Genomic DNA, 24,036 nt, shown 5'->3' with positions numbered 1-24,036 from the left:
GGTGGCGCCGAAGGTGACGCGGGGGGTAGCCATTTCCTTCAAGGGTTTTTGATTTCTGCGCCCGCGCGCAGGTAGAACCACCAGTTCAGGATCAGGCACAGTGCATAGAACACCGCAAATCCGTACATCGCCATCTCGGGCGTGCCCAACTTGATTTGCTGGCCGATCACCACCGGGGCGATGAAGGCGCCATAGGCGGCCACGGCCGATGTCCAGCCCAGCACGGGGCCTGCCTGCTGACGGTCAAAAATCACGCCAATGCTGCGAAAGGTGGAACCGTTGCCGATGCCGCTGGCGGCGAACAGCACCATGAACAACGCGAGGAAGACAAAAAAGTATTCTTCAGGCGTGGCCGACTGGTAGGCCAGTTGCATCACATAACCCACCGCGACACCGGCGGCCGCCATCACAGCGCACACCCATTGGGTCACGATGGAACCACCCACCTTGTCGGAAAGCCAGCCGCCGACAGGACGAATCGCGGCACCCACGAACGGGCCGATCCAGGCGTAGGTCAGCACCGACGGCCCGTTGGGATTCGCCAGGGTGTGTTGCATGACGCCATTGGCATCCACCACGTGGCTGATACCAAAAATCACCTTCATCGCCAGCGGCAGCGCGCCCGCGAAGCCGATGAACGAGCCGAAAGTGACGATGTACAAAACGGTCAGCGACCAGGTGTGCTTGTTGCTGAAGATCGCGAACTGCTTGGCCACGTTTTCTTTCATCGCACCAAAGGCGGTGAGCTTCATCACCATCAGCGTGCTCACGATGATCAGCGGCATGGCGAGCCACATGTTCAACACGCCCAGGCCACTGGGTGCGGGCAAATACAGGTACAGGCCCACACCCGCGGGAATAAACGACAGGGTGTAGAGCCAGGTGATCTTGGCAAATGCGACGATGGGGCTACCGGTGTCGGGCGAAACCGTCTTCAGGTTGTTCATGCCGAACCAGCACAGAACAGCCAGCGGCACCAACGACAGCAGCCAGGCAAAGCCTGCGTTTTGAATCCATGTTTCGGTGCCCGCAGGAATCTTGCCGAAGATCCAGCCGCTGTCTTTCGCCAGTGTCATCGGCTCGCCGCCCAGAGCGCCCAGCAGCGGTAAGGTCATCACCAGCGGGATCACGATCTGCATGGTGGTCACGCCAAGGTTGCCGAGGCCGGCGTTCAGACCCAGGCCGGTGCCCTGCAGGCGCTTGGGGAAGAAGGTGGAGATGTTGGACATCGACGAGGCGAAGTTGCCGCCGCCCACGCCGCACCACAAGGCCATCAGCTGGAATGACCACAGCGGCCACTCGGGGTGCTGCAGCACGATGCCCGTGCCGATGGCTGGCGCCAGCAGCATGGCCGTGGTGAGAAAGATGGTGTTGCGCCCGCCGGCCAGCCGGATCAGGAACGAAGCAGGGATGCGCATCGTCGCGCCCGCCAGGCCCGCAATCGCGGTCAGGGTGAACAACTCGGCCTGGCTGAAGGGGTAGCCCAGGTTCATCATCTGCACGGTGATGATGCCCCACATGCCCCAGACCGCAAAGCCGCAGAGCAGTGCCGGAATCGAGATCCAGAGGTTGCGGTAGGCAATCTTCTTGCCCGTGGATTCCCAGAACTGCTCGTCCTCGGGTCGCCAGTCCTGGATGTCGGGACCGGTGTTGGTCTTTTGATTCATGGTGTTTTCTGGCCCTGGGGCTCAGTTTTGGGTGGAAAGGGTTTTGGACGGATCGCCCATCGGACTGGCCTTGCGCACTTCGGTCCAGTACATCCAGATCAGGGAAACCCAGACCACGCCGTACATGAGCATGAAGGCGCTGGAGCGCACGCCGGTGAGGTCCATCAGGACGCCAAAAAGAATGGGGAGAATGAACCCGCCCATGCCGCCGGCCAGGCCCACGATGCCGCTGATGGCGCCGATGTTGCCGGGGTAGTCGTTGGCGATGTACTTGAAGACACTGGCCTTGCCGAAAGCGAAGGCGATGCCCAGGGTGAACATCAGGAAGGTGAACGCGTACACGTTCAGGCCCAGGTGGAAGGTGGCCGCACCGTTGACGGTCATCACGGTGAAATCGGTCTGCGGGTACGACAACAGGAACAGGCAGATCCAGCTCACCCACATCACCCACCAGGTCACGCTGTGGGCCCCGTATTTGTCTGACATGGCGCCACCCACGGCACGCAAGACGCCGCCAGGCAAAGAGAAGCAGGCGGCCAGCAAGGCGGCCACACGGATGTCGAGCCCGTATTCACCCACGTAGTACTGCACCATCCACAGGCTCAACGCCACATAGCCGCCAAACACGATGCTGTAGTACTGGCAGTACTTGAGCACGCGGGGGTCTTTCAGAGACTTGAGCTGGTCGGTGAACTTGGTGTTGGACGGCACCAGGTGGGCGGGGTCCTGGTGACTGAACAACCAGAACACGATCACGGTGCCGAGCATGATGGCGGCGTAAACCTTGGGCACCATGGTCCAGCCGAAAGCCACCAGCAAGGCGGGCGCGACAAACTTGTTGAGCGCCGCACCGGCATTGCCGGCACCAAAGATGCCCATGGCCAGACCCTGGCGGTTCTTGGGAAACCAGCGGGCCACATAGGGCGTTCCGACCGAGAACGAGCCACCCGCCAGCCCCAGCACCAGACCGATGGTCAGGAAGTGCCAGTACTCGGTGGCATAGGCCATGAGCCAGATGGCGGGTACCGTGGCGGCCAACAGGGCCGTCATCACGATACGGCCACCGTATTTGTCGGTCCAGATGCCCAACGGCACGCGCACCAGCGAGCCCGAAAGGACCGGCATCGCCATCAACAAGCCGAATTCGGTGGCGTTCAGGCCCAGCGTTTGTTTCAGCGGAATGCCGACAACGGCAAACATCATCCACACCATGAAGCACACGGTGAAGGCCAACGTGCTGACGATCAGCACCGACCAGGCATTTTTTGGTTTCTCAACTCAGAGGCCATGTTCTTTCTCCAGAAGACATGGCATGACTGTCCGCTGTTCAGGCCTGACTGAACATCCACCAATGGGCCGTCTGTGCCCGTCCAAAAGAACGATGGCCCCATTCGGGGCCATCGTTCTGAGGAACTACCGGGGCCTCAATAGACGCCGGACTTGATCTGGATCATGTGAGGCCTTGCGAAGTGGCGTATACCGCCGCTTGAACCCGCGAGCTCAGACCCAGCTTGCGCAGAATGTGCTGCACGTGGATCTTCACCGTGGTCTCGGCGATGTTCAGTTCGCGGGCAATCACCTTGTTGGCGTCGCCCCTCGCGATCAGCAACAAAATTTCGCGCTCTCTGGGAGACAGTGACAGCAAGGCTTCGGATGCACGGGTATGGCCTGCGCCGGAAACCAAGGCTGGGGCCTGGTCTACCGTGCTGGACCCTGGCTTGGCCCGGAACGCCGAAACCAGCTTGGTCATCATTTCGGGGCTGATGATGGATTCGCCGTCCAGTACCTTGACGATGGCATCGCACAGGTGGTCGGACTCCACCGTTTTGAGCAAGTAGCCATCGGCACCCGCCCGCAAGGCTTCGGCCAGGTCTTTCGCGTCTTCGCTCACCGTCAGCATGAGCACCCGGGCATTGGGAGCGGCCTCCTTGAGGGCCGGGATGGCATTGACACCGTGCACACCGGGCAGGTGGTTGTCCAGCAAGATGAGATCGGGTTGAACCTCGGCGAGCCTTCGCAGCGCCTCCCCCACATCACCCGCTTCAGCGCTCACTTCAAATCGGTCATCTTGCTCCAGCAGCGCGCGCAGGCCCCGGCGAAAGAGGTTGTGGTCATCCACCAGCAGCAGCTGGATTCGGTGCGAGGCAACTTCAGTCATGCGCAACAAGGGTCAGGTTAGACGGCCGCAGCGCCCCGGGCTGCGGCGCAGCGGTGCCGGCCACCGGATGGGGCGGCAAGGTCAGCTCCAGCCGGGTGCCATGGCCCGGCGAGGTTTTCAAACTCACGGTGGCGCCAATGCGCCCGGCACGTTCATGCATGATTTTTCGGCCCACATGGGTTTCGTTCAAAGTGACGCTGCTGTTAAAGCCTGCGCCATCGTCTTCCACCGCAAAACGCCACGCTTCGCCTTTTTCCACCGACAGGGTGACTCGCGTGGCCTTGGCGTGTTTGCGCACGTTGGACAGGGCCTCTTGCACCACATGCAACACCTGCACCTGCACATCGGGCGGCAGGGGCAGGCCTTCACCGCGGACGTCCAGGCGGGTGGCAAGACCGGTCTGGTGTTTGAATTTTTGCAACGTTTCGTTGAGGGCTTCTTCAATGTTTTCGGCACTGGTGCGTGTGCGAAAGTGCACCAGGAGTTCACGCACATCGCCAATGCTTTCGCGCAGCCCTTCGTCGAGTTCGTTCAGCGAAGCCTGCACCTTGTCCGGCTGGTCCCGGTTCACAGCGGTGCGCAACAGCTGAGCCTGAATTTTGAGGAACGCCAGCGACTGCGCGATGGAATCGTGGAGCTCGCGCGCCAGCAAGGAACGCTCCTCGCCCACCGCTGCTTCGCGCTCCAGCGCCGCTGCGCGCAAGCCCTCCAGCGCGCTGGCCAGGTGGCTCGCCAACGCATCGAGCAACTCAACCTCGTCGGCATTGAGCTGGACCTCTTCTCGGAAAAACAGATCCACCTCACCGATCAGACGCGCCTGCAAGCGCACCGGCACGCTCACCAGGCTGGTGTAGCCGGCCTTGGCGCAATGCTGCATGGGTGCGGCTTCATGGCTCCGGATGGGAATCACGCGGGTTCTGGCGTCGAACTTGAGGTTGCCGCAGGCACAGGCGCCGGCGATCAGGCAGCGCTCGTCTTCTTGCATGTCGGCCGGAAAGGCATCGGTGGCCAGCATGAGGTAGCGCTGGTTGGCTTCGTCCGACCAGCGCACCGCCACCGCGTCGGCCTTCATCACCGCCCGCACGCGGCTGGAGAAACCTTTGGAGAGTTCTTCGATGGAGTTGGCCTTGGCCAGAAAAGCGCTGACTTCGTACAGGGCCTCCAGCCTTGCGCGCTGCGCTTCAATGCGATGCGTCTTGCTTTGCACCTTGGATTCCAGCCCGGTGTAGAGCGATTGCAGGGTGGCCGCCATGCGGTTGAATCCACCGGCCACCTGGCCAAACTCATCGTTGGTGTCCACTTCGACGCGCGTGCCGAAATCGCCCGCCTCCAGGCGCGCCAGGCCGCGGTGGAGCTGCCCCAGCGGATTGATCACGTACATGTAGCCTGTGTAGAGCATCACCACGGCGCCCAGCACGGCCAGGGCCATCATCACCATCTGGAACAGATTCAATATGGCGGTGTAACCCGACAGCTGCTTTTCGATGGTGGACACAAAGCGGTTGGTGGCCAACACAAAATCACCAGCCAGCCTTTGCGAGTCCGCGGGATCCAGCCGTCCGCGCTGCAACCACTCTTCCCGCTCGGCCATCCAGAGCGCTTGGACCGCCGCGAACTCGCGGCGCGCGGCCTCGTCCCAGGGCACAAACAGAGGGCGGGACGCATCGCCACGGCGCAGCAAAGCCAGGCTCTGGTCAAACTCGGCCACCAGGGTGGCTATCCGGTCGGGCGGCGCCTGGGCCTGAACCGCACTGGCCAGCCGCCAGGTCTGCATGCGCATGCGCCCGGCTTCGTTGACGGCCGCAGCGCCGCCTTCCAGCTGCCAGGTCACCCACAAAGTCAGGCCGATGGAAGTGAGCGCCAGCAGCAACAAGCCTGCGCCAATGCGCATGAGTTTGTTGGAAAGGGATACGTTGGCCGACATGGCGCTAGGGTAGTGGTTTTTCGACCGAATCGGAAACCGGCGCCGGAAGTCGCGCGACCAGGGCGCAAAGGACCTATTCTTCAGCGGGATTTATACATTCATTTAGAATGAATCTTTAATCTGGCAGATGAAAACTGGGAGCCCCGCGAAGCGCCTGGTACTGGGTTTCCCTGGGCCGTTTTCCGCAACGATGGGCTTGCACAGCGACCAGGGCAAGCCCAACACCATCAACGTGTCTCTCAGGGGGCGCTGGCCTATGATCATCCTGCGGTTCCCGGCACCTGAAGGTGCCCCAATGTGCAGCCGGGTACCCGCAGGGCCCACCTGTTTGCCCCCCGGCCACCATTGCGCCCTGGAGAACAAGCCAGCGAAGATTCCTCCGGCGCGCTGCCTCCGCTAAGCGCCACGCCCAACGGCAGTCCACCATGTCCAACGCCACCCCACCCACCGAACAACCAGCCTTTCTCACGCTCTATGAAAAGCAGGAGAAAATCTATCCGCGTGCGGTGACCGGCCGCTTTGCGCGCTGGCGCTGGGCCATGGTCTGGCTCACGCAGTTGGTGTTCTACGGCATGCCCTGGTTGAGCTGGAATGGCCGTCAGGCGCTGTTGTTCGATCTGGAATCCCGCCATTTCTACGTGTTTGGGTTGGTGCTGCAACCCCAGGATTTCATCTACCTCGCGGCTTTGCTGGTGCTCTCCGCGCTGGCGCTGTTTTTCTTCACCGCCCTGGCCGGGCGGCTCTGGTGCGGGTACACCTGTCCGCAAACGGTCTACACCGAAATTTTTCTGTGGGTCGAGCGGCGCCTGGAAGGCGACCGGAGCGCGCGCATCCGCCTGGACGCACAGCCCTGGGGCCTGAACAAGATCGCGCGCAAGGGCGGCAAACAGATTGCATGGCTGTTCATTGGCCTGTTCACAGGCTTCACCTTTGTCGGCTACTTCATCCCCATTCAGGCCCTGGCCACCCAGATGCTGGCACTCCATGTGGATCCCTGGGCCACCTTCTGGATTGCTTTCTACGGCTTCGCGACCTACGGCAACGCGGGCTACCTGCGCGAACAGGTGTGCAAATACATGTGCCCGTACGCGCGCTTCCAGAGTGCGCTGATCGACATGGATTCGCTGGTCATTGCTTACGACACCGGGCGTGGTGAGGCCCGCGGGGCACGCTCGCGCAAAGCCGACCCCAAGGCCCTCGAACTGGGCGACTGCATTGACTGCACCCTGTGCGTGCAGGTTTGCCCGACCGGTATCGATATTCGCGACGGCCTGCAAAACGAATGCATCGCCTGCGCAGCCTGCATCGATGTCTGCGATGACGTCATGGGCAAGATGGGTTACGCACCGGGGTTGATCCGCTACTCCTCGGGCAACGCCATGGAAAACGGCTGGTCTGCGGCGCAAATGCTGAAGCGGGCGGTTCGGCCGCGTGTGCTCATCTATGGCGCGCTGCTGCTGGTGCTGGGTAGCAGCTTCCTGTGGAGCCTGGGACACCGCTCAGACTTCCGGGTTGATCTCAGCCGCGACCGGGGCTCGCTCGCGCGCATGACCGGCCCGGGCAATATTGAAAACACCTACACACTGCACATCACCAACAGCGACGAAAAGCCCCACCGGTACACCATTTCGGTGGCCGGACCTGACGGGATCCGGCTCGACACAGCGCATGAGCTGGCGGTGGCCGCGACCAGCGACGGAAAGATCGCCGTTCGCCTCTTGCTGCCCGCCGCACAAGCGTTGACGGCGGCCGGCCAGACCCTGCCGGTGAGCATTGTGGTGCGGCCCATGGAAGACAGTCAGGCGGAGATCAAAACCTTGAAGTCCACGTTCCTGGTGCCCCGCTGAGTGCCTTGCTGAACGCCCCGTCTTTCCTCAGGGTGCGAGGGGCCTGGGCAAACCGGGTAGCCAGTGCACCCGTTGAGTGCCCCGCCCGCCCGCAGACAAGGGCGCGATCAGGTCGGCCAGTGTGATGCCATCCAGCACCTTCAGGTAGGCATCCATGGCCTCTCTGAACGCCCCCTTCAAACGGCAGTGACCGTCGAGCAGGCAGGTGTTGTGGGCGGCATCAAAACACTCGACCAGGGTGAAATCGGTCTCGGTGTGGCGAATCACTTCACCGAGCACGATGTCGCCGGCCGGCTTGAGCAGGCGCAAGCCACCACCCCGCCCCCGGGTGGTCTCCAGCCAGCCCAAGGCTGAGAGTGTCATCACGATCTTGGTGAGGTGGCTGCGCGAAATCCCATGGGCTTTGGCGATTTCGCTCACGGTCGCGGGATGCTCACGCGCAGCACAAGCCGCGCAATACATGAGCACGCGCAGGCTGTAGTCACTCCAGTTGGTCAAGCGCATGCGGGGCCCTCCAGGGCATCGCCCATCGTTCTTTTGAATAGCCCGGCTAGTTCCAAGGAAATATGCATTTGAGTTGAATTTTATCTTTTAATATATTCATCTCAAATGCATGTTTAAGGAAGCGTCATGAACCCAGTCACCGCACATCCCACCCAGGAAAACAACGACCGCGCCCAGCAGGCCATCGGCCAGATCGCCGTCGAGCTCCCCGGCGCCACCGCCATCTTTCGCCGCCTGAAGCTCGATTTTTGTTGTGGTGGCCAGATACCGCTGGCACAGGCTTGCGAACAAAAGCAGCTGGACACAACCGCCGTGCTGGAAGAGCTGGCACGCCTGGACCGCCCCGACATCGACACCCCGCCGCAGGCCCCCGGCGCCATGATCGATCACATTCTGGCGCGCTTCCACGCCGTGCACCGCGAGCAGCTGCCCGAGCTCATCCGCATGGCCCGCCGTGTTGAAGCGGTGCACCGCGACAACCCCCATGTGCCCAAAGGCCTGGCCGACCACCTTGAGACCATGGAGACCGAGCTGCTGGACCACATGGCCAAAGAAGAGGCCGTGTTGTTCCCGGCATTGCGGCAAGGTGTGCAGGGCGGCGTCGATATGCCGATCCAGGTGATGCGAGCCGAACACACCGACCACGGAGCACAACTGGAGCGCCTGATGGCGCTGACCAACGACGCCAATCCACCCCCCGGCGCCTGCAACACCTGGCGCGCGCTCTACGCCGGCATTGGCCAGTTTTCAGACGATCTGATCAGCCACATCCACACGGAAAACAACCTGTTGTTCCCCCAGTTTGAAGTGCAAAAAGGCTGTGGGTCGGGTTGCGGCTGTGCTTGAGTGATTCGTCCGCAGGTGCACCGGTTTGAGCCAGATCAAGTCAGGCGCGCTTTGACTTGAATCAAACTTCAACCGCTGCAGCCCTGTTACCTTCGCGCCGGCTGGCCCTCAAGGTCCGCCCTCAACGATGCAACCGCCATGGCCTCAGACCGCACGACCCCACCCACCCCCTCCCTCGACCTCGTCTGCCCGGCCGGCAGTTTGCCCGCGCTCAAAGCGGCCGTGGACAACGGCGCCAACTGCGTCTACCTCGGCTTGCGCGACGCCACCAACGCGCGCAACTTCGCCGGTCTGAATTTTGACGACGCAGCGATGGCCAGCGGTGTGAGCTACGCCCACGCCCGGGGCTGTCAGGTCTACATGGCGCTCAACACGTATCCGCAGGCGGCTCAGCCCGAACGCTGGCAACACGCGGTCGACAAGGCGGCCAACTTCGGCGTAGACGCCATCATCCTGGCCGATCCCGGCCTGATGGCCTATGCCTGCAAACGCCACCCGCAGCTGCGCTTGCACCTCTCGGTGCAGGGCTCGGCCACCAATTTCGATGCCATCAACCTGTACCACCAGCAGTTCGGCATTTCGCGTGCGGTGTTGCCGCGCGTGCTCTCGCTGGACCAGGTGCGCCAGGTGATCCAGAAGACGCCGGTGGAGATCGAGGTGTTTGGCTTTGGCAGCCTGTGTGTGATGGTCGAGGGCCGCTGTGCGCTCTCTTCATATGTCACCGGCGAATCCCCCAACACCCACGGCGTGTGCTCGCCGCCCAAGGCGGTGCGCTGGCAGGAAACGCCCCAAGGGCTGGAGTCGCGGCTCAACGGCGTTTTGATTGACCGCTATGCCCCAGGCGAAAGCGCGGGATATCCCACGCTGTGCAAAGGCCGCTTTGACGTGGCAGAAGACCACAGTTACTACGCCATCGAAGAGCCCACCAGCCTCAACACTTTGTCGCTGCTGCCGCAACTGCTGCAGTTCGGCGTGCGCGCCATCAAGATCGAGGGCCGCCAGCGCAGCCCCGCCTATGTGGCCCAGGTGACAAAGGTCTGGCGCGAAGCCATCGACCACTGTCTGGCCCAGCCGCAGCACTACGCCCCCAAGGGGGCCTGGACGTCGGCGCTCGATCAGGTGGCCGAAGGCCAGCAGCACACGCTGGGCGCTTACCACCGGCCCTGGAAGTGAATTCCCCCCTGCGCCGCTCCGCGGCTTCCCCCCAGGGGGACCACGCCTGTGGCCCGGCAAAGCCGGTTCCACGGCGTGTGCTGGGTTGGGACACGCGCTCCGGATCGCGATTTGGCACTCGAGCCATTTGATGGATGACTGAAATGAAACTTGCGCTAGGACCCTTGCAGTACTACTGGCCGCGTCTGACCACCTTCGACTTTTACGAGGCCATGGCGGCAACGCCTGTGGACACCGTCTACCTCGGTGAAGTGACCTGCTCGCGACGCCACGAATTGCGTCTGTCTGACTGGTTCGACATTGCCACGCTGCTGCGTGAGGCCGGCAAGGAGGTGGTGCTGTCCACCATGGTGCTGCTGGAGTCGGGCTCCGACGTGAGTGCCATGCACAAGATCACCGCGCAAACCGAGCACGGCGTCGAGGCCAACGACATGGGGGCGGTGCAGAGTTTGCATGCGCACCCACGCAGCTTTGTCGCCGGGCCCCACCTCAACATCTACAACCAGCCGACGCTGCAGTGGATGCACGGCATGGGGGCCACACGCTGGGTGGCGCCGCTGGAGATGCCCAAGTCCGACCTCGCGCTGATGCAGGCCGCCCGCCCTGCGGGTCTGCAGACCGAGGTGTTCGCCCACGGCCGTCTGCCGCTGGCCTTCTCAGCCCGGTGTTTCACCGCGCGTCATTGCAATCTGCCCAAGGACGATTGCCAGTTCCGCTGCATCGAACACCCCGACGGCTTGATGCTCAAAACCCGCGAAGACACCGAGTTCCTGGTGCTCAACGGTATCCAGACCCAGTCGGCCAAGGTGCACAGCCTGATCGACGCCTGGGACGATCTGGTGGCGCTGAGTGTGGACATGGCGCGCATCAGCCCGCAAGCCCAGCACACCGCCGAGGTGATCGCACTTTACGACGCGGTTCGACGCCAGACGCTGAGCGGCGCCCAGGCGCGGGACGCGCTGCTGCCCCTCCTGCCAGCGGAAGATTGCAACGGCTACTGGCACGGCCAACCCGGGCTGAACCGCGTGGCGCCCGGCGGCTTGCCGGTCGCTGCCTGACCCAGCGGCAAGAGGGAACAAACACATGATCGTGGGCGAACGTTTCAACAGCATCAGCCACATGGTGGGCGCGGTGCTGGCCCTCATCGGCGCCACCGTGCTCATCACCCTGGCCGCCCTGCTGGCCGACCCCTGGAAGATCGTCGGCTTCAGTGTCTACGGGGTGGCGCTGGTCTTGTTGTACCTCGCATCCACGCTCTACCACGCCCTGCGTGGGCGCGCCAAAGCAGTGTTCCAGAAGCTCGACCACTGCAGCATCTACCTGTTGATCGCGGGCAGCTACACGCCGATTGCGCTGGTCTCGCTGCGCGGCCCCTGGGGCTGGACACTGCTGGGCGTCGTCTGGAGCCTGGCCCTGCTCGGCATCGCGCAAGAGGTCTGGCTGGCGCGCGGCGCACGCGTGTGGTCGATGGTGATCTATGTGCTGATGGGCTGGCTGGCCGTCGTCGCCGTGGTGCCGTTGTGGCAGGCGCTCACGCCCGGCGGATTCGCCTGGCTGGCCGCTGGTGGCGCCTTTTACACGCTGGGCATCGCCTTCTACGCCACCGACCACAAACTGCGCCACGGCCACGGCGTGTGGCATGTGTTCGTGCTCGCCGGCAGCACCTGCCACTTTTTCACGATGTTGATGTACGTGGCCTGAACCCCCGCGCCTACCCTGGATCCATCCGATGACCCTTCACACCACGCACCCCACGGTGCCCGCACCCATCGGCTCGGCTCTCGCCCGCCTGCCCGCCTTCCCGGGCTCTCTGCTGCTGGTCACTGGCTTGAATCTGGTCCTGGCCCGGCAGTTGCCTGGCGACGTCACCCAGGTCTTGCTGAACAAGCGCTTTCGCATTGAGGTGCGCGACGCCCGTCTGAATTTCGATTTTGTCTGGCGCGGCGGCAGGTTCCGCCCCGCGTCGCCGGAGGCGACCGCCCCCGACCTCACGCTGAGCGCCAACGCCCACGATTTTGTGCGCCTGGCCCGGCGCCTGGACGACCCCGATACGCTGTTCTTCAACCGCCGCCTGTCCATGCAAGGGGACACCGAGCTGGGTCTGGTGGTCAAGAACGCACTCGACGCCATGGAGCTCCCCGTGCTCGATCTGGCGGCCTGGAAACCCTCGGCCGTGCTGGCCCGATTCAAAGGCCCACGGACCACCCGCGCGCCATCGTTCCATGAAAGACACTGAAGCCCTCCCGCTCGTGTATGCCTGCTCGGGCTGCTCCAGCGCCGCCCAGCTCGCCAACCATGTGGCCTTGCAGCTGGACCGGCGCGGCCTGGCCGAAATGTCGTGCATCGCCGGCGTGGGTGGTGACGTGCCGCACCTCGTGAAAACGGCAAAGTCCGGTCGCCCCATCGTCGCGCTTGACGGCTGCCCGCTGGCCTGCGTCAAAAGCTGCCTGGCGCGCCATGGTCTGCAGCCCGACCGCTACCACCAGTTGCACACCCACGGCGTGCGCAAGCGCCAGCATGAAGACTTTGACCCGACGCAAGCGGCGGCCGTGCTGGACCAGGTGAGTGCCGACCTGCGTGAGCATCCGCTGCAGCAAGCACCCGACCCAGCGAGAACCGCTTCAGCCCATGCGTGAACCGGGTATCCCCATCGATCCCATGGCAGTCCCCCGCCGTGTGCTGGTCGCCATCACCGGCGCCAGCGGCGCGGTGTACGGCCTGCGCCTGCTGCAAGCCCTGGGCAGCGCACCCGGCATCGAACCCCACCTGGTGGTGTCCGACGCAGGCTGGCTCACGCTGCGCCACGAACTCGGTATGGGCCCCGACGCGCTGAGCCCTTTGGTGCACACGCTGCACGACGCCGCTCACATCGGCGCCGGCCCGGCCAGCGGCTCGTTTCGCTGCCAGTCCATGGTGGTGGCGCCCTGCTCCATGCGCACACTCGCGGCCATCGCCCACGGCCTGTCTGACAACCTGATCACCCGAGCCGCCGACGTGATGCTCAAAGAACGGCGCCGCCTGGTGCTGATGGCGCGCGAGACGCCATTGCACCTGGGCCACCTGCGCAACATGGTGAGCGTGACCGAAATGGGGGCTATCGTCTGTCCGCCCATGCCCGCGTTCTATCTGAAGCCACAGACGGTGGACGACATCGTGAGCGCCAGCGTGGCCCGCGTGCTCGATCTCCTCGATGTGCCGCACATCCTGAGCAGCCGCTGGGCGGGTTTGCACGCGGCCTCCGAAACAGTGTGAGCCCCTTGATTTACAAAGACCTGCGCGACTTCATGACCTTGCTCGAAAGCACAGGCGATTTGCGGCGTGTGCGGGAACCGGTGTCACCGCACCTGGAAATGACGGCGCTGTGCGACCGCGTGCTGCGGGCCGAGGGCCCGGCCCTGCTGTTTGAAAATGTGCCGGGCCACACCTTGCCCGTGCTGGGCAACCTGTTTGGCACCACGTCCCGCGTGGCGCGCGCCATGGGCGTGGGGAAACTGGCCGACCTGCGCCGCTTCGGCGAGGTACTGGCCGCCCTCAAAGAGCCTGAAGCGCCCAAGGGCCTGAAAGACATGGTGGGTCTGAGCAGCATGCTCAAGACCCTGTGGCACATGACGCCCAAGGATCGATCGTCCGCACCCTGCCAGGACGTGGTTTGGGAAGGCACCGATGTGGATCTCGCCCGCCTGCCCATTCAACATTGCTGGCCCGACGACGTGGCGCCCCTCATCACCTGGGGCCTGGTGATCACCAAAGGCCCGCACAAAACGCGGCAAAACCTCGGCATCTACCGCCAGCAGGTGTTGTCACGCAACCAGCTCATCGTGCGCTGGCTGGCGCACCGCGGCGGCGCGCTCGACTTTCGCGACCATTGCCAGCAGAACCCCGGCCAGCCCTACCCGGTGGCCGTCGCGTTGGGCGCCGATCCGGCCACCATCCTCGGTGCGGTCACGCCCGTGCCCGACAGCCTCTCCGAATACCAGTTTGCCGGCTTGCTGCGGGGTGCACGCACCGAAGTGACATCGGCCCTGGGCGTGCCGCTCAAGGTGCCGGCCTCGGCCGAGATCGTGCTCGAAGGCCACATCCTGCCCGACGCCACGCACCCCAGCGGCTGGCAACACGCACTGGAAGGCCCTTACGGCGACCACACCGGCTACTACAACGAACGCGCCGAATTCCCGGTGTTCACGGTGGAGCGCATCACGATGCGAAGCGACGCCATCTACCACTCGACCTACACCGGCAAGCCGCCCGACGAACCCGCTGTGCTCGGGCTGGCAATGAACGAACTGTTCATCCCGCTCCTGCAGCGCCAGTTCCCCGAGATCACCGATTTTCATTTGCCCCCCGAAGCCTGCAGCTACCGCATGGCCGTGGTGCAGATCCGCAAGGCCTACCCCGGCCATGCGCGGCGGGTGATGATGGGTGTGTGGAGCCACTTGCGCCAGTTCATGTACACCAAGTTTGTGCTGGTGGTGGACGAAGACGTGGACGTGCGCGACTGGAAGGAAGTCATCTGGGCCATGACCACGCGCATGGACCCGGTGCGCGACTGCATGATGATCGAGAACACCCCCATCGACTACCTCGACTTCGCCTCGCCGGTGAGCGGCCTGGGCAGCAAGATGGGCATGGACGCGACCAACAAATGGCCGGGCGAAACACAACGCGAATGGGGCCGCGTGATGAGCATGAGCCCAGCGGTGAGCCAGCGCATGAACAACCTGGCCAATCGGCTGGGCCTTTGACGTTGACGATGCCCAAGGCCTGAGCAAGCGGTTGCCGGCAAGGTCGGTTTGATCCAGATCAACGCCGGGCCACAAACCCCTGGGACTGTCCCCGGCGTGCAAACGATCACGTCCGCCTGTTGCCCAGAATGCCACATGGACTTTGAACACAGCCCCCTTGCCCAGACACTGCAACAGCGCCTGGGCACCTTCATGCAGCGCTACGTGCTGCCGCACAACGCGGCCTGGCACCAGTCGGTTCAGCAAGGCATCTACCCGCCTCCATTTCTGGAAGACCTCAAATCCCTGGCGCGTGAAGAGGGTCTTTGGAACCTGTTCTTGCCCTGTCTGCGCGATGACGAGCCGGGCACCCGTCTGAGCAATCTCGACTACGCGCCGTTGGCCGAGACCATGGGCCGCTTGCCCTGGGCGGCCGAGGTGTTCAACTGCAGCGCACCCGACACCGGCAACACCGAGCTGCTGCACCGCTTTGCCACGCCGGCCCAACGCAAGCAGTGGCTTAAGCCTTTGCTGAACGGCGAGATCCGCTCGGCCTTTGCCATGTCGGAGCCCGACGTGGCCTCGTCCGACCCGACCAACCTGCAGACCACCGTGAAGCGGGACGGCGACACCCTGGTGCTCAACGGACGCAAGTGGTTCATCACCGGCGTGGCACACCCGAACTGCCGGCTGCTGATCGTGATGGCCCGCAACGCGGATGAAAGCACCGGCACCAGCGACGCTGCAGCTGACAAACACCATGGCCACAGCATGCTGCTGCTGCCCTTGAACACGCCAGGTGTTGAGGTGGTGCGCAACATTCCGGTGGTGCACCACCACGCACCCGAAGGGCACTGCGAGATCGTGTTTCGCAACGTGCGCGTGCCCGCCGACCACCTGCTCGGGGGCTGGGGCGACGGTTTTTCCATGGCGCAAGCGCGCCTTGGCCCCGGGCGCGTGCACCACTGCATGCGCACCATCGGACAATGCGAGCTGGCGCTGGAAATGGCCAGCGAGCGCGCACTGGAGCGCGAGAGCTTTGGGCGGCACTTGTCCGACTACGCCAACGTGCAGGAATGGATCGCGCAGTCGCGCATCGAGATCGATCAGGCGCGCTTGCTGGTGTTGCGCTGCGCCTGGTTGCTCGACCTCCCCGAACGCACCGACGTGGCCAACGTGCGCGCGCAGGTGGCTGCGATCAAGGTGGTGGCCGCCGGGCTGCAAACGCGGGTGATGGACCGCGCCATGCAGATCTTCGGCGCCATGGGCCTGTCGCCCGACACACCGCTGGCCTATTTCTGGACCTGGGGCCGGGCCCTGCACTTGATGGACGGGCCCGATGAAGTGCACCTGCGCAGTGTGGCGCGGCACGAACTGGCACTGGCCAAGGCGCGCATGGGCGCTTCAGCGGCCTACTTCACCACCCCCGAGCAAATGCGCACACCACCCCACCTCTCGGCGTGACGCAGTCGACCTGCGGGTCACCGCTGGGCGACCCGACCAAGGGCGCCAAAGATGTGAGGCTTTGTGACGCCGGCGAACTCATCTAATATCAGCAAAGCCATGGACCCCGAACCGAATCCCCACCCCGATGCCCCCTTGATCAAGGGTTTGCTGGTGGTCGATGACCATGAGCTGCTCCGCCTCGGGCTTCGCACACTGGTGCAATCCCATGCGCAGGCCCATGGTCAGGTGTTGAATGTCTTTGAAGCCCACAGCCTGCAAGAGGCGTTGGCGGTGTTTGCGGAAAACGCCACCGCCATCCAGCTGGTGCTGCTTGATCTGCACTTGCCCGATGCACACGGCCTGTCGGGCGTGAGCGCGTTCATGAGCCGCTACCCCAATGCCCATGTGGTCGTGCTGTCGGGCGTCAGCGACCCCGGCCTTCAGCGCGACGCGCTGGCCCTGGGTGCCAGCGCCTACCTGACCAAATCGGGCGACCTCGATCAGGTGGTGCGCTACATCGAAGCCCTGGATCTCATCAGCCTGCCCCCAGCAGCTTCCCCGAGCCTCCTGGCCAACGGCCAGCCCCGGCCAGCAACAACGCCGGCGAACACACCCCCATTGGCCGATGGTCGAGCGGTGCGCACAGCCTCAGGGGAATGGGTGCAAGTCTCGGCGCGACAGGCCCAGGTGCTCGACTGGATCCTGACTGGGTGGTCCAACCGCCAGATCGCCGACCATGCGAATTTGACCGAAGGCACGGTCAAGAACCACGTCTCCACCTTGCTGCTGATGTTGGGCGCACGTTCACGGGCCCAACTCATCAGCCAATTGCGTTGACGCCCAAGGCCCCCACCACCGTTGTCGTCGACGCCGCCACCGCACAGCGGGTGCTGCGTGAGCAGGTGGCATCGCTCTTTTCCACGCTCGGCAGCGCCACGGTGGCCGACGCCTTGTTGGCCTGGACGGTCGGGGGGCTTTTCTACTGGCAATTGCACAGCCCCTGGGTGTTGGCTTGGGTTGGCCTGCATTTCCTGGAGTTGTTGCGCTACCCCAGCCAGGCGGCCTACCACCGCGATCCGGCCGCAGCCGAGCGCAGCGCCTTCTGGGCGCGCAGGCATTGGCAGGAAATGGTCTTTTTCTCGTGCATCTGGGGGGCGCTCCCCTGGATGATGATGCCCGCCGACAACCTGCCCATGACGTCGATGATCGTGCTCGTCATCGTTGGTCTGTGCAGCACAGGTTTGCCGGCGGTGGCCGCGCGCTGGCCGTCGGTGCTCGCCTTCGTGCTGCCCATGAACATCGGGCTGATCAGCGCCCTGCTCTGGCACGGCAGCAACACCCACCTGTTTCTGGCATTTTTTGTGGCGGTCTATTTGCTGGCCACTTTTCAAATCGCACAGGCGCTCAACAAGATGCTCACCGAATCGCTGTTGGCGCGCTTTGAAAAAGAAGCGCTGGCCGAACAGATCGCCGAACAGATGGCGGCGACCCAACGCCTGAGCGACGAAAAGACCCGCTTCTTTGCTTCGGCCAGCCACGATCTTCGCCAGCCCCTGCACGCCATCGCCCTGTTTGGCGCCGTTCTGGAACGGGAGCTGCAAGACCACAACGCAGGCCAACACGCCAACCGGCTCATGCAAGCGGTTCATGTCATGGGCTCTTCGCTCGACACCATGCTCGACATGTCGCGCCTGGACGCCGGCGTGGTGCAGCCCGAATTGAACGCCGTTCCCCTGAAGCCCATGCTGCAAGCGCTCAACCAGTTGTTTGCTTCGCGGGCAGAAGAAAAAGGCCTGCAACTGCGTTTGCGTACCACCGAGCTGTGGGTGCTGACCGACCCGCATTTGCTGCAGCGCCTGCTCGCCAACCTGGTGGAAAACGCCATCAAATACACCGACCACGGCGGCGTTTTGGTGCGGGTGCGGGCCAGGCAAGACCAGGTCTGGATTGACGTGATCGACTCCGGGCGGGGCATCGCACCCGAAAACAGCGAAAAAGTTTTTGAGGCGTTTTATCAAGTCCACAACCCCGGCCGCGACCGCAGCCAAGGGCTTGGCATGGGGCTGTCCATCGTGCGCAGACTGTCCCACTTGCTGCACCACCCTATGCAACTGACATCGCGGCCCGGCGTGGGCACGCGGTTTCGCCTGACCCTGCCGCTCGCCCAGGCCCGCCCTCCCGCCCTGATCGCTGCCGCGACCGATGGGGCACGCACCGGCGCGGCCTCAAGCATGTCGGGAATACACCCGCGTGCACCCGCCCAGCAAACCCCGGCGCTGGTCTTGCCTTCGCCGGTGTTGCTGCTGGACGACGAGGTCGATATCGGCGATGCGATGGCCGCCTTGTTGAGCTCGCACGGCGTGCAACTCCAGGTGGTGACCGACGAAGCCGCTGCGGAGCACGCATTCGGGCAGGCGGCCCAGGAAGGGCGGCCGTTCGCCGCCTTGATTTGTGACTACCGTCTGGCCGAAGGCGCCGATGGACTTGAGGCGGCTCACCGATTGAGAGCCGCGTTCAACCCCGACCTGCCCTTCCTGTTGATGACAGGCGAGACTTCCCCGCAACGCTTGCAGCGCGTTCGTGACACCGGGGTCACCGTGCTCTTCAAACCCGTTGTGGCGCAGGTGCTGCTACAGACGCTGGCGAAGCTGATTGCAAAAGTCTGAGGCGCCCCTGCAAACACCAGGCTGCCTCAAAACATGACTTTCGGCACTGTTGGGCCAAGGCCTTTCGACCTACCCTAGGGAAGCCGTCACACACGAGGATCCCGCACATGAAGTTCGAAATGGGCCAGCAGCCAACCCGGAGCGCACCTGATCGTCGAGTCGTCGACCTGGCGCTCGCATCGGCCATCGCCATGGTGGCCTTCTTCGCCATGGGCAACGCGCATGCCAAAGACCCTGGCACCCCCACGGCGGAGCACCTGGGCCTCACACCGGCCTACCTGCAGGGTGAATGGTGCCAGACCCACATCCAGTTCCCCAAGGAACGCACCGAAGAAAACACCCCCTACCGATGGGATCCCGATGGCACCTACGCCACCCGGGGAGCCGCGACGGCGCCCATGCAGTCAGGCTTCTTCTACCTCTACAAACCCGAGGGAAAAATCAAGCTCGCCACCATTGCCGGGTTCTTCAAAGTGAAGTCGGTCAAGCCAGACGCCTTTGTATTGGATGTGTTTGGTGACATGCACTTTCGCAGAGGTCCCTGCAAATGACACAAATCCCCGCCCATCAGAAAGGCTGGCTATCCATCGGTGGGGTTTACCTGGCCGCCATGGTGCTGCTGTCCGGCTGCGGCGAAAGCAAAGACAGCGTGATGGACCCTGCCGTGTCGAAAGCGGCCAAACCGCGCATGGTTGCGGCGGCCACAGAGCCCACTGCAGAGCACCTGGGCCTCACACCGGCCTACCTGGCAGGCGATTGGTGCAACACCCATATCCAGTTCCCCAACACACGCTCTCCAGAAAACCGCAACTACCGGTTTGCTGCAGACGGCAGCTTCGCGGCGCAAACAGGCCCGGCATCGGAAATGAAGCCAGGTCTGGTTTACCGCTACAGGCCGCAGGGAAAGATCGGTATGGACAGTTTGCTCTACCAAGTGAAGTCGGTCCAACCAGACGACTTTGTTTTGCACATCGCCGTCAACGACCTTCACTTTCACCGAGGCACTTGCCAATGAACCACGACACCCTCCCTGCCGAGCCAGGGGCAACGCCTGCATTCCCTCGCCCAACGCGGTGGCCCAACCAACTCGGCATGCTGGCCTTGGCCTTGTGTGCCCCCATGCTGGCACACTCGGCCACGCCAGCGGAAATGATGGAGCGGGTTCAAGCGCACGCAGCCACGCTACCAGGACCATGCCCATTTTTTGAGGCAACCCTGGTACAAAAGTTATTTCCCAACAGCTCAAACGAAGCGGTTTTCAAACGCCGGGAAAAGCCTTATCCGTCGTGCACCTACATCTGGAAAGCGAAAACCAGAAACACCATGAAGATGGCCGGGCGCGACGTTCAGATTCCTTCAGAAGGTCGGTTGACCATCACCAGGGCGCCCTCGCGCGTCGCAGCCAAGGATTGGGAACGGGTCTTGATGGGCTACCCCAATCAACAGCTCACGCCCGTGCCCGAGCTGGGCCAATACGCCATATGGTCAGCCAAGCGGCGCCAGCTGTCCTGGATCGCCAAAGGCCATGTCTTTCATGTGGCAGTGCAAGACGATGACCAACCCGATGCACAGCAGAAAAACGCCATGGCTGTTGCGGCTGAACTGGTTCGAACGCACTGAGACTGGCGATCTGCTGGGCTCGACTCGTTCACTCTTCGCAAGCCTGCCCGTCGCCTTTGTTGGTGCACACCGTCTGGCGCACCCACAGCGTCAGTCCGTTCACAGCGTTCGCTTGCGCATGCACCTCGGTGCCGCGATAACCCTCGCCCGACGACACACGCTCCACCCAGATGGTGAGGTCATCGGGGTCGGAAGGGTCGTCCACCTCCCCGGCCACGCAGCGCGTCAACTCGGCGCGCAGTGCTTTGTCGAGTTTGGACAGCGCCGCAAACTGGCAGCTGTAGCCCGTTTGCCGGACCCGCATCTTCGGCACGTCCAGGCTCACGTCCACCACGCTGCAAGCCTTTGCCCCGGCCATGGTCTTTTTGGCCAGATAGGTCTTGTCGGGTGCACCGCCTGGGCTGGATGGGGTGGCTCGTGCGTTCAAGGCGCCCTTGTGCGAAGCAAAGCCCCGCTGAGCGTCGGCCACCGCCGCTTTCAACTCCGCGCAAACAAACACATCACCAGCCAGGGCCGCCGTCGGCAACCCCAGGCAAGTGGCCAAAACCGTGCCCGCGGCCAACAGCGTTGTTCGATCAAACATGCAGCACCTCCCGTCCAGGGTTGTTCACCAAAACCCGAGACTAGCGCTTTGCGCGGCACAAGACCAGTGCCCAAAGTCATGCCTGAGAAGGCGCACACCGACAACCGTTCACCCCCCCAGGGTGAAAGCGGATCAGATCAGGTGGCTGGGTCAAGCAAGCGCTTGAGCTCGCCTTGCTCCACCAGCGCCTGAAGCTCCTGCGCGCCGCCCACCAGCATGCCTTTCACGAACACCATGGGAAACGTGGGCCACCCGGTCCACAGCTTGAGCGCGTTGCGCCGCCGCCAGCTGCTGGTGTAGCTGCCATATTCCAGATATTGAAAAGTCTGACCGGCGCCATCGAGCAGCTTGCGGGCCTTCTTGCAAAAAGGGTTCATGGCCATGCCCACCACCACCACATCGTTCTTCGCCACTGCGGCGCTCACCTCTTGCACGATGTCGGCATGGTCTTGGGCCACACGCTCTCGAATGGCAGGGTGCAATTGTTCTTCGTTCAGGATGGGGCGTGGCATGAAGGCTTTCAGCGTGAGAAACAGGGGGCGAAAAAGGCCGGCAGGCGACTCAGCTCGCGACGGGGTCGCGCAACGATGCCGCCGCAATGTCCAGCGAACGCAGACGCAACGCCGGATCAAACAGATCGCTCACGATCATGAACTCATCGGCCTGTGTGGCATCGGCCAGTTGCTGAAAACCGGCCCGCACCGTCTCCGGTCCGCCGATCACGGCGCAAGCCAGGAAATCGGCGATCGCGGCTTTGGCCTGGCCGTCGAGGTTGTCCATGAAGCCTTCCACCGGCGCGGGCAACTGGCCACGGCGTCCGGTCAGGATACCGAGCACACGCTGGTAGGTGCTGCTCGCCAGGTACTGCGCTTCGTCGTCGGTGGGCGCGCCAATGAACGGCACACCCACAATCACATAGGGCTTGGCCAGCTGAGCCGAGGGCTTGAAATTGTGGCGGTACATTTCCAGCGCCTGCATCAAATAGCGCGGCGCGAAATGCGAGGCAAACGCATACGGCAAGCCGCGCTCCGCCGCCAATTGCGCCGAAAACAGGCTGGAGCCCAGCAACCAGATCGGCACATGCGTGCCCGCGCCCGGCATGGCGATGAGTTTCTGGCCCGGCTGCGCATCACCCAGCAAGCGCTGCAGCTCGGCCACGTCGCGTGGAAAGTCATCTTCCGATTCGTGTCGGTCGCGGCGCAGGGCCCGCATGGTCATCGGGTCGGTGCCGGGTGCGCGGCCCAGGCCCAGATCGATGCGCCCGGGGTACATCTCGGCCAGCGTGCCAAAGGCTTCGGCCACCACCAGCGGCGCGTGGTTGGGCAACATCACGCCGCCCGAGCCCACCCGCATGGTGGCCGTGCCGCCCGCGATGTGCCCCACCAGCACGGCCGTGGCCGAGCTGGCGATGCCACTCATGTTGTGGTGTTCGGCCAGCCAGTAGCGCTCGAAACCGAGCCGTTCGGCGTGTTGGGCGGTGCGCAAAGCGATGGCCAGCGCGTCGGCCACGGTGCCGCCTTCGCGCACGGCCACCAGATCGAGCATGGACAGGCGGATGTCTTTCAGGGATTTCAAGGATGTCATCTGCGCATTGTCAGACTTTATGCGCCGCTTTGCAGCCAGCTTCGCGAAGATGCCCCACAAAGGGCGGGCCCTGTCAACCAGGCGCTGGCGGCAAAACGCCAACAGGCATAGGCTTGTGCCATTCCCGCCAACGAACGCACCCAATCGACCCATGACCACTTTGTTTGATCCCATCCAAGTCGGCGCCATCCACCTGGCCAACCGCATCGTCATGGCGCCGCTCACGCGCAACCGCGCGCCCGACGCCATCCCCACCCCGCTGATGGCCACGTACTACACCCAGCGCGCCAGCGCCGGCCTGTTGATCACCGAAGCCACCGCCATCTCCCAGCAAGCCCAGGGCTACTCCGATGTGCCCGGGATCTATGCCCAGGAACACGTCGAAGGCTGGAAAGCCGTCACGGAATCCGTGCACGCAGCGGGCGGCAAAATCGTCACCCAGCTCTGGCATGTGGGCCGCATTTCCCACACCGAGCTGCAGCCCCACTTCGGCGCGCCCGTGGCGCCCTCGGCCATCCGCGCCAATGCCAAAACCGTGCTGTTCAAAGACGGCTTGCCCGCCTTTGTTGACACCTCCGAGCCCCGTGCACTCGACGCGGCAGAAATCCCCGGCATCGTGCAGGACTACCGCCACGCCGCCCTGAGCGCCATTGCGGCCGGCTTTGACGGCGTTGAAATCCACGCCGCCAATGGCTACCTGATCGACCAGTTCCTGAAAACCGGCAGCAACCGCCGCACCGACGACTACGGTGGCAGCATCGAAAACCGCGCCCGCTTCCTGCTCGAAGTGTTGGCCGCCGTGACCGACGCCATCGGTGGCGACCGCACGGGCATCCGCCTGTCGCCAGTGACCCCCGCCAACGATGCCGACGACGACGCCCCCCAGCCGCTGTTTGAATACGTGATGCGCGAGCTGGCTCCGCTCAAGCTGGCCTTCCTGCACATCATCGAAGGCTCCACCGGTGGCCCGCGCGACCTGCCCGAGCGCCCGTTCGACTACGCCGCCATGAAAGCCGCCTACCGCAGCGCCGGCGGCCAAGGGGCCTGGATGGTGAACAACGGCTATGACCTGCCAATGTCCGAACAGGCGCTCAAGGATGGCGATGATCTGGTGGCCTATGGCCGCTCCTACATCGCCAACCCCGATCTGGTCGCGCGCTTGATGGCCGGTGGTCCATTCAACAAAGCCGAGCGGGCCACCTTCTACGGCGGCGGCGCCAAGGGCTACACCGACTACCCCACGCTGACGGGCTGAGCCGCCTCAAACACGGTTTTGACCCGCCCGAACCGTACAGGG

The 24,036-nt window shown here is 63.6% G+C and carries 24 protein-coding genes; 16 read left to right on the top strand and 8 right to left on the bottom strand.

Annotated elements, in window-relative coordinates; all coding sequences use genetic code 11:
- Positions 1–38: 38 nt before the first annotated feature.
- The 4 genes from E5678_RS18540 to E5678_RS18525 form a co-directional block, all read right to left on the bottom strand.
- The gene (locus tag E5678_RS18540; RefSeq protein WP_136179901.1) at positions 39–1,667 is read right to left on the bottom strand and encodes an MFS transporter; all 1,629 of its coding nucleotides are present in this window, start codon (positions 1,665–1,667) and stop codon (positions 39–41) included.
- A 21-nt stretch (positions 1,668–1,688) separates the two neighbouring features.
- Positions 1,689–2,879, bottom strand: coding sequence for a nitrate/nitrite transporter (locus E5678_RS22920; RefSeq protein WP_348770381.1), 1,191 nt, complete (start codon positions 2,877–2,879; stop codon positions 1,689–1,691).
- 238 nt (positions 2,880–3,117) lie between these two features.
- Positions 3,118–3,825, bottom strand: coding sequence for a response regulator transcription factor (locus E5678_RS18530; RefSeq protein ID WP_136179899.1), 708 nt, complete (start codon positions 3,823–3,825; stop codon positions 3,118–3,120).
- Entirely contained in the window at positions 3,818–5,749 is a 1,932-nt protein-coding gene (locus E5678_RS18525; RefSeq protein ID WP_136179898.1) for a type IV pili methyl-accepting chemotaxis transducer N-terminal domain-containing protein, read from the bottom strand. The genes E5678_RS18530 and E5678_RS18525 overlap by 8 nt, the downstream gene beginning before the upstream one ends.
- A gap of 425 nt (positions 5,750–6,174) precedes the next feature.
- Here E5678_RS18525 and ccoG point away from each other — a divergent pair, with 425 nt between their 5' ends.
- On the top strand, positions 6,175–7,596 hold the full coding sequence (gene ccoG, locus E5678_RS18520) for a cytochrome c oxidase accessory protein CcoG (RefSeq protein WP_136179897.1): 1,422 nt from the start codon (positions 6,175–6,177) through the stop codon (positions 7,594–7,596).
- Between the two features lie 27 nt (positions 7,597–7,623).
- Here the strand turns inward: ccoG and E5678_RS18515 are convergent, their stop codons facing one another.
- Positions 7,624–8,100, bottom strand: coding sequence for an Rrf2 family transcriptional regulator (locus E5678_RS18515; protein WP_136179896.1), 477 nt, complete (start codon positions 8,098–8,100; stop codon positions 7,624–7,626).
- Between the two features lie 126 nt (positions 8,101–8,226).
- On the opposite strand from E5678_RS18515, the gene ytfE reads away from it, so the two are divergent.
- The 14 genes from ytfE (at position 8,227) to E5678_RS18445 (ending at position 20,572) form a co-directional block, all read left to right on the top strand.
- Positions 8,227–8,946, top strand: coding sequence for an iron-sulfur cluster repair protein YtfE (ytfE, locus tag E5678_RS18510; RefSeq protein ID WP_136179895.1), 720 nt, complete (start codon positions 8,227–8,229; stop codon positions 8,944–8,946).
- Positions 8,947–9,084: 138 nt separating this feature from the next.
- Positions 9,085–10,119 (top strand): peptidase U32 family protein, encoded by a 1,035-nt coding sequence (locus E5678_RS18505; protein WP_136179894.1) that lies wholly within the window; start codon positions 9,085–9,087, stop codon positions 10,117–10,119.
- A 143-nt stretch (positions 10,120–10,262) separates the two neighbouring features.
- Positions 10,263–11,177 carry a U32 family peptidase gene (locus E5678_RS18500; protein WP_136179893.1) on the top strand — a complete coding sequence of 305 codons (915 nt, stop codon included), beginning with the start codon at positions 10,263–10,265 and terminating at the stop codon, positions 11,175–11,177.
- A 25-nt stretch (positions 11,178–11,202) separates the two neighbouring features.
- Positions 11,203–11,820 (top strand): hemolysin III family protein, encoded by a 618-nt coding sequence (locus E5678_RS18495; protein WP_136179892.1) that lies wholly within the window; start codon positions 11,203–11,205, stop codon positions 11,818–11,820.
- Positions 11,821–11,848: 28 nt separating this feature from the next.
- Positions 11,849–12,355 carry an SCP2 sterol-binding domain-containing protein gene (locus E5678_RS18490; RefSeq protein WP_136179891.1) on the top strand — a complete coding sequence of 169 codons (507 nt, stop codon included), beginning with the start codon at positions 11,849–11,851 and terminating at the stop codon, positions 12,353–12,355.
- Positions 12,342–12,755 carry a putative zinc-binding protein gene (locus tag E5678_RS18485; protein ID WP_136179890.1) on the top strand — a complete coding sequence of 138 codons (414 nt, stop codon included), beginning with the start codon at positions 12,342–12,344 and terminating at the stop codon, positions 12,753–12,755. Before E5678_RS18490 ends, E5678_RS18485 begins: the two co-directional genes overlap by 14 nt.
- A gap of 22 nt (positions 12,756–12,777) precedes the next feature.
- Positions 12,778–13,371: a UbiX family flavin prenyltransferase gene (locus tag E5678_RS18480; protein WP_136179889.1), complete on the top strand. Its 594-nt coding sequence runs from the start codon at positions 12,778–12,780 to the stop codon at positions 13,369–13,371.
- Between the two features lie 5 nt (positions 13,372–13,376).
- Complete coding sequence (gene ubiD, locus E5678_RS18475) at positions 13,377–14,861, top strand: 4-hydroxy-3-polyprenylbenzoate decarboxylase (protein ID WP_136180861.1); 1,485 nt, start codon at positions 13,377–13,379, stop codon at positions 14,859–14,861.
- Positions 14,862–14,996: 135 nt separating this feature from the next.
- Positions 14,997–16,304 (top strand): acyl-CoA dehydrogenase family protein, encoded by a 1,308-nt coding sequence (locus E5678_RS18470; protein ID WP_136179888.1) that lies wholly within the window; start codon positions 14,997–14,999, stop codon positions 16,302–16,304.
- A 99-nt stretch (positions 16,305–16,403) separates the two neighbouring features.
- Positions 16,404–17,123 (top strand): response regulator transcription factor, encoded by a 720-nt coding sequence (locus tag E5678_RS18465; RefSeq protein ID WP_136179887.1) that lies wholly within the window; start codon positions 16,404–16,406, stop codon positions 17,121–17,123.
- Positions 17,120–18,952 carry a hybrid sensor histidine kinase/response regulator gene (locus tag E5678_RS18460; RefSeq protein ID WP_136179886.1) on the top strand — a complete coding sequence of 611 codons (1,833 nt, stop codon included), beginning with the start codon at positions 17,120–17,122 and terminating at the stop codon, positions 18,950–18,952. Before E5678_RS18465 ends, E5678_RS18460 begins: the two co-directional genes overlap by 4 nt.
- A gap of 107 nt (positions 18,953–19,059) precedes the next feature.
- Positions 19,060–19,503: a hypothetical protein gene (locus E5678_RS18455; protein WP_136179885.1), complete on the top strand. Its 444-nt coding sequence runs from the start codon at positions 19,060–19,062 to the stop codon at positions 19,501–19,503.
- On the top strand, positions 19,500–19,967 hold the full coding sequence (locus E5678_RS18450; protein WP_136179884.1) for a hypothetical protein: 468 nt from the start codon (positions 19,500–19,502) through the stop codon (positions 19,965–19,967). Before E5678_RS18455 ends, E5678_RS18450 begins: the two co-directional genes overlap by 4 nt.
- The gene (locus tag E5678_RS18445) at positions 19,964–20,572 is read left to right on the top strand and encodes a hypothetical protein (RefSeq protein ID WP_136179883.1); all 609 of its coding nucleotides are present in this window, start codon (positions 19,964–19,966) and stop codon (positions 20,570–20,572) included. Before E5678_RS18450 ends, E5678_RS18445 begins: the two co-directional genes overlap by 4 nt.
- Before the next feature lie 28 nt (positions 20,573–20,600).
- Here the strand turns inward: E5678_RS18445 and E5678_RS18440 are convergent, their stop codons facing one another.
- From E5678_RS18440 to E5678_RS18430, 3 genes are all read right to left on the bottom strand, one after another.
- A complete protein-coding gene (locus tag E5678_RS18440; protein WP_136179882.1) occupies positions 20,601–21,155 on the bottom strand; it encodes a hypothetical protein in 555 nt (184 codons plus the stop codon).
- Between the two features lie 137 nt (positions 21,156–21,292).
- A complete protein-coding gene (locus tag E5678_RS18435; RefSeq protein WP_136179881.1) occupies positions 21,293–21,667 on the bottom strand; it encodes a glutaredoxin in 375 nt (124 codons plus the stop codon).
- Between the two features lie 49 nt (positions 21,668–21,716).
- Entirely contained in the window at positions 21,717–22,730 is a 1,014-nt protein-coding gene (locus E5678_RS18430) for an LLM class flavin-dependent oxidoreductase (RefSeq protein WP_136180860.1), read from the bottom strand.
- Positions 22,731–22,890: 160 nt separating this feature from the next.
- Here E5678_RS18430 and E5678_RS18425 point away from each other — a divergent pair, with 160 nt between their 5' ends.
- Positions 22,891–23,994, top strand: a complete 1,104-nt coding sequence (locus E5678_RS18425) for an alkene reductase (RefSeq protein ID WP_136179880.1) — start codon at positions 22,891–22,893, stop codon at positions 23,992–23,994.
- Positions 23,995–24,036: the final 42 nt, after the last annotated feature.

Origin of the sequence: Hydrogenophaga sp. PAMC20947 (assembly GCF_004795855.1) — a bacterium.
GTDB lineage: Bacteria > Pseudomonadota > Gammaproteobacteria > Burkholderiales > Burkholderiaceae_C > Hydrogenophaga.
This window is presented reverse-complemented; position numbering and strand designations above follow the sequence as displayed.

Bases quoted from the DNA above. Each gene is read 5' to 3' on its own strand.
- E5678_RS18465 (WP_136179887.1), top strand. From the start codon at position 16,404: ATGGACCCCGAACCGAATCCCCACCCCGATGCCCCCTTGATCAAGGGT.
- E5678_RS22920 (WP_348770381.1), bottom strand. From the start codon at position 2,879: ATGGTGTGGATGATGTTTGCCGTTGTCGGCATTCCGCTGAAACAAACG.
- E5678_RS18485 (WP_136179890.1), top strand. From the start codon at position 12,342: ATGAAAGACACTGAAGCCCTCCCGCTCGTGTATGCCTGCTCGGGCTGC.
- E5678_RS18450 (WP_136179884.1), top strand. From the start codon at position 19,500: ATGACACAAATCCCCGCCCATCAGAAAGGCTGGCTATCCATCGGTGGG.
- E5678_RS18425 (WP_136179880.1), top strand. From the start codon at position 22,891: ATGACCACTTTGTTTGATCCCATCCAAGTCGGCGCCATCCACCTGGCC.
- E5678_RS18540 (WP_136179901.1), bottom strand. From the start codon at position 1,667: ATGAATCAAAAGACCAACACCGGTCCCGACATCCAGGACTGGCGACCC.
- E5678_RS18470 (WP_136179888.1), top strand. From the start codon at position 14,997: ATGGACTTTGAACACAGCCCCCTTGCCCAGACACTGCAACAGCGCCTG.
- E5678_RS18525 (WP_136179898.1), bottom strand. From the start codon at position 5,749: ATGTCGGCCAACGTATCCCTTTCCAACAAACTCATGCGCATTGGCGCA.
- E5678_RS18480 (WP_136179889.1), top strand. From the start codon at position 12,778: ATGGCAGTCCCCCGCCGTGTGCTGGTCGCCATCACCGGCGCCAGCGGC.
- E5678_RS18495 (WP_136179892.1), top strand. From the start codon at position 11,203: ATGATCGTGGGCGAACGTTTCAACAGCATCAGCCACATGGTGGGCGCG.
- E5678_RS18490 (WP_136179891.1), top strand. From the start codon at position 11,849: ATGACCCTTCACACCACGCACCCCACGGTGCCCGCACCCATCGGCTCG.
- E5678_RS18445 (WP_136179883.1), top strand. From the start codon at position 19,964: ATGAACCACGACACCCTCCCTGCCGAGCCAGGGGCAACGCCTGCATTC.
- E5678_RS18505 (WP_136179894.1), top strand. From the start codon at position 9,085: ATGGCCTCAGACCGCACGACCCCACCCACCCCCTCCCTCGACCTCGTC.
- ytfE (WP_136179895.1), top strand. From the start codon at position 8,227: ATGAACCCAGTCACCGCACATCCCACCCAGGAAAACAACGACCGCGCC.
- E5678_RS18500 (WP_136179893.1), top strand. From the start codon at position 10,263: ATGAAACTTGCGCTAGGACCCTTGCAGTACTACTGGCCGCGTCTGACC.
- E5678_RS18435 (WP_136179881.1), bottom strand. From the start codon at position 21,667: ATGCCACGCCCCATCCTGAACGAAGAACAATTGCACCCTGCCATTCGA.
- ccoG (WP_136179897.1), top strand. From the start codon at position 6,175: ATGTCCAACGCCACCCCACCCACCGAACAACCAGCCTTTCTCACGCTC.
- E5678_RS18530 (WP_136179899.1), bottom strand. From the start codon at position 3,825: ATGACTGAAGTTGCCTCGCACCGAATCCAGCTGCTGCTGGTGGATGAC.
- E5678_RS18515 (WP_136179896.1), bottom strand. From the start codon at position 8,100: ATGCGCTTGACCAACTGGAGTGACTACAGCCTGCGCGTGCTCATGTAT.
- E5678_RS18455 (WP_136179885.1), top strand. From the start codon at position 19,060: ATGAAGTTCGAAATGGGCCAGCAGCCAACCCGGAGCGCACCTGATCGT.
- E5678_RS18440 (WP_136179882.1), bottom strand. From the start codon at position 21,155: ATGTTTGATCGAACAACGCTGTTGGCCGCGGGCACGGTTTTGGCCACT.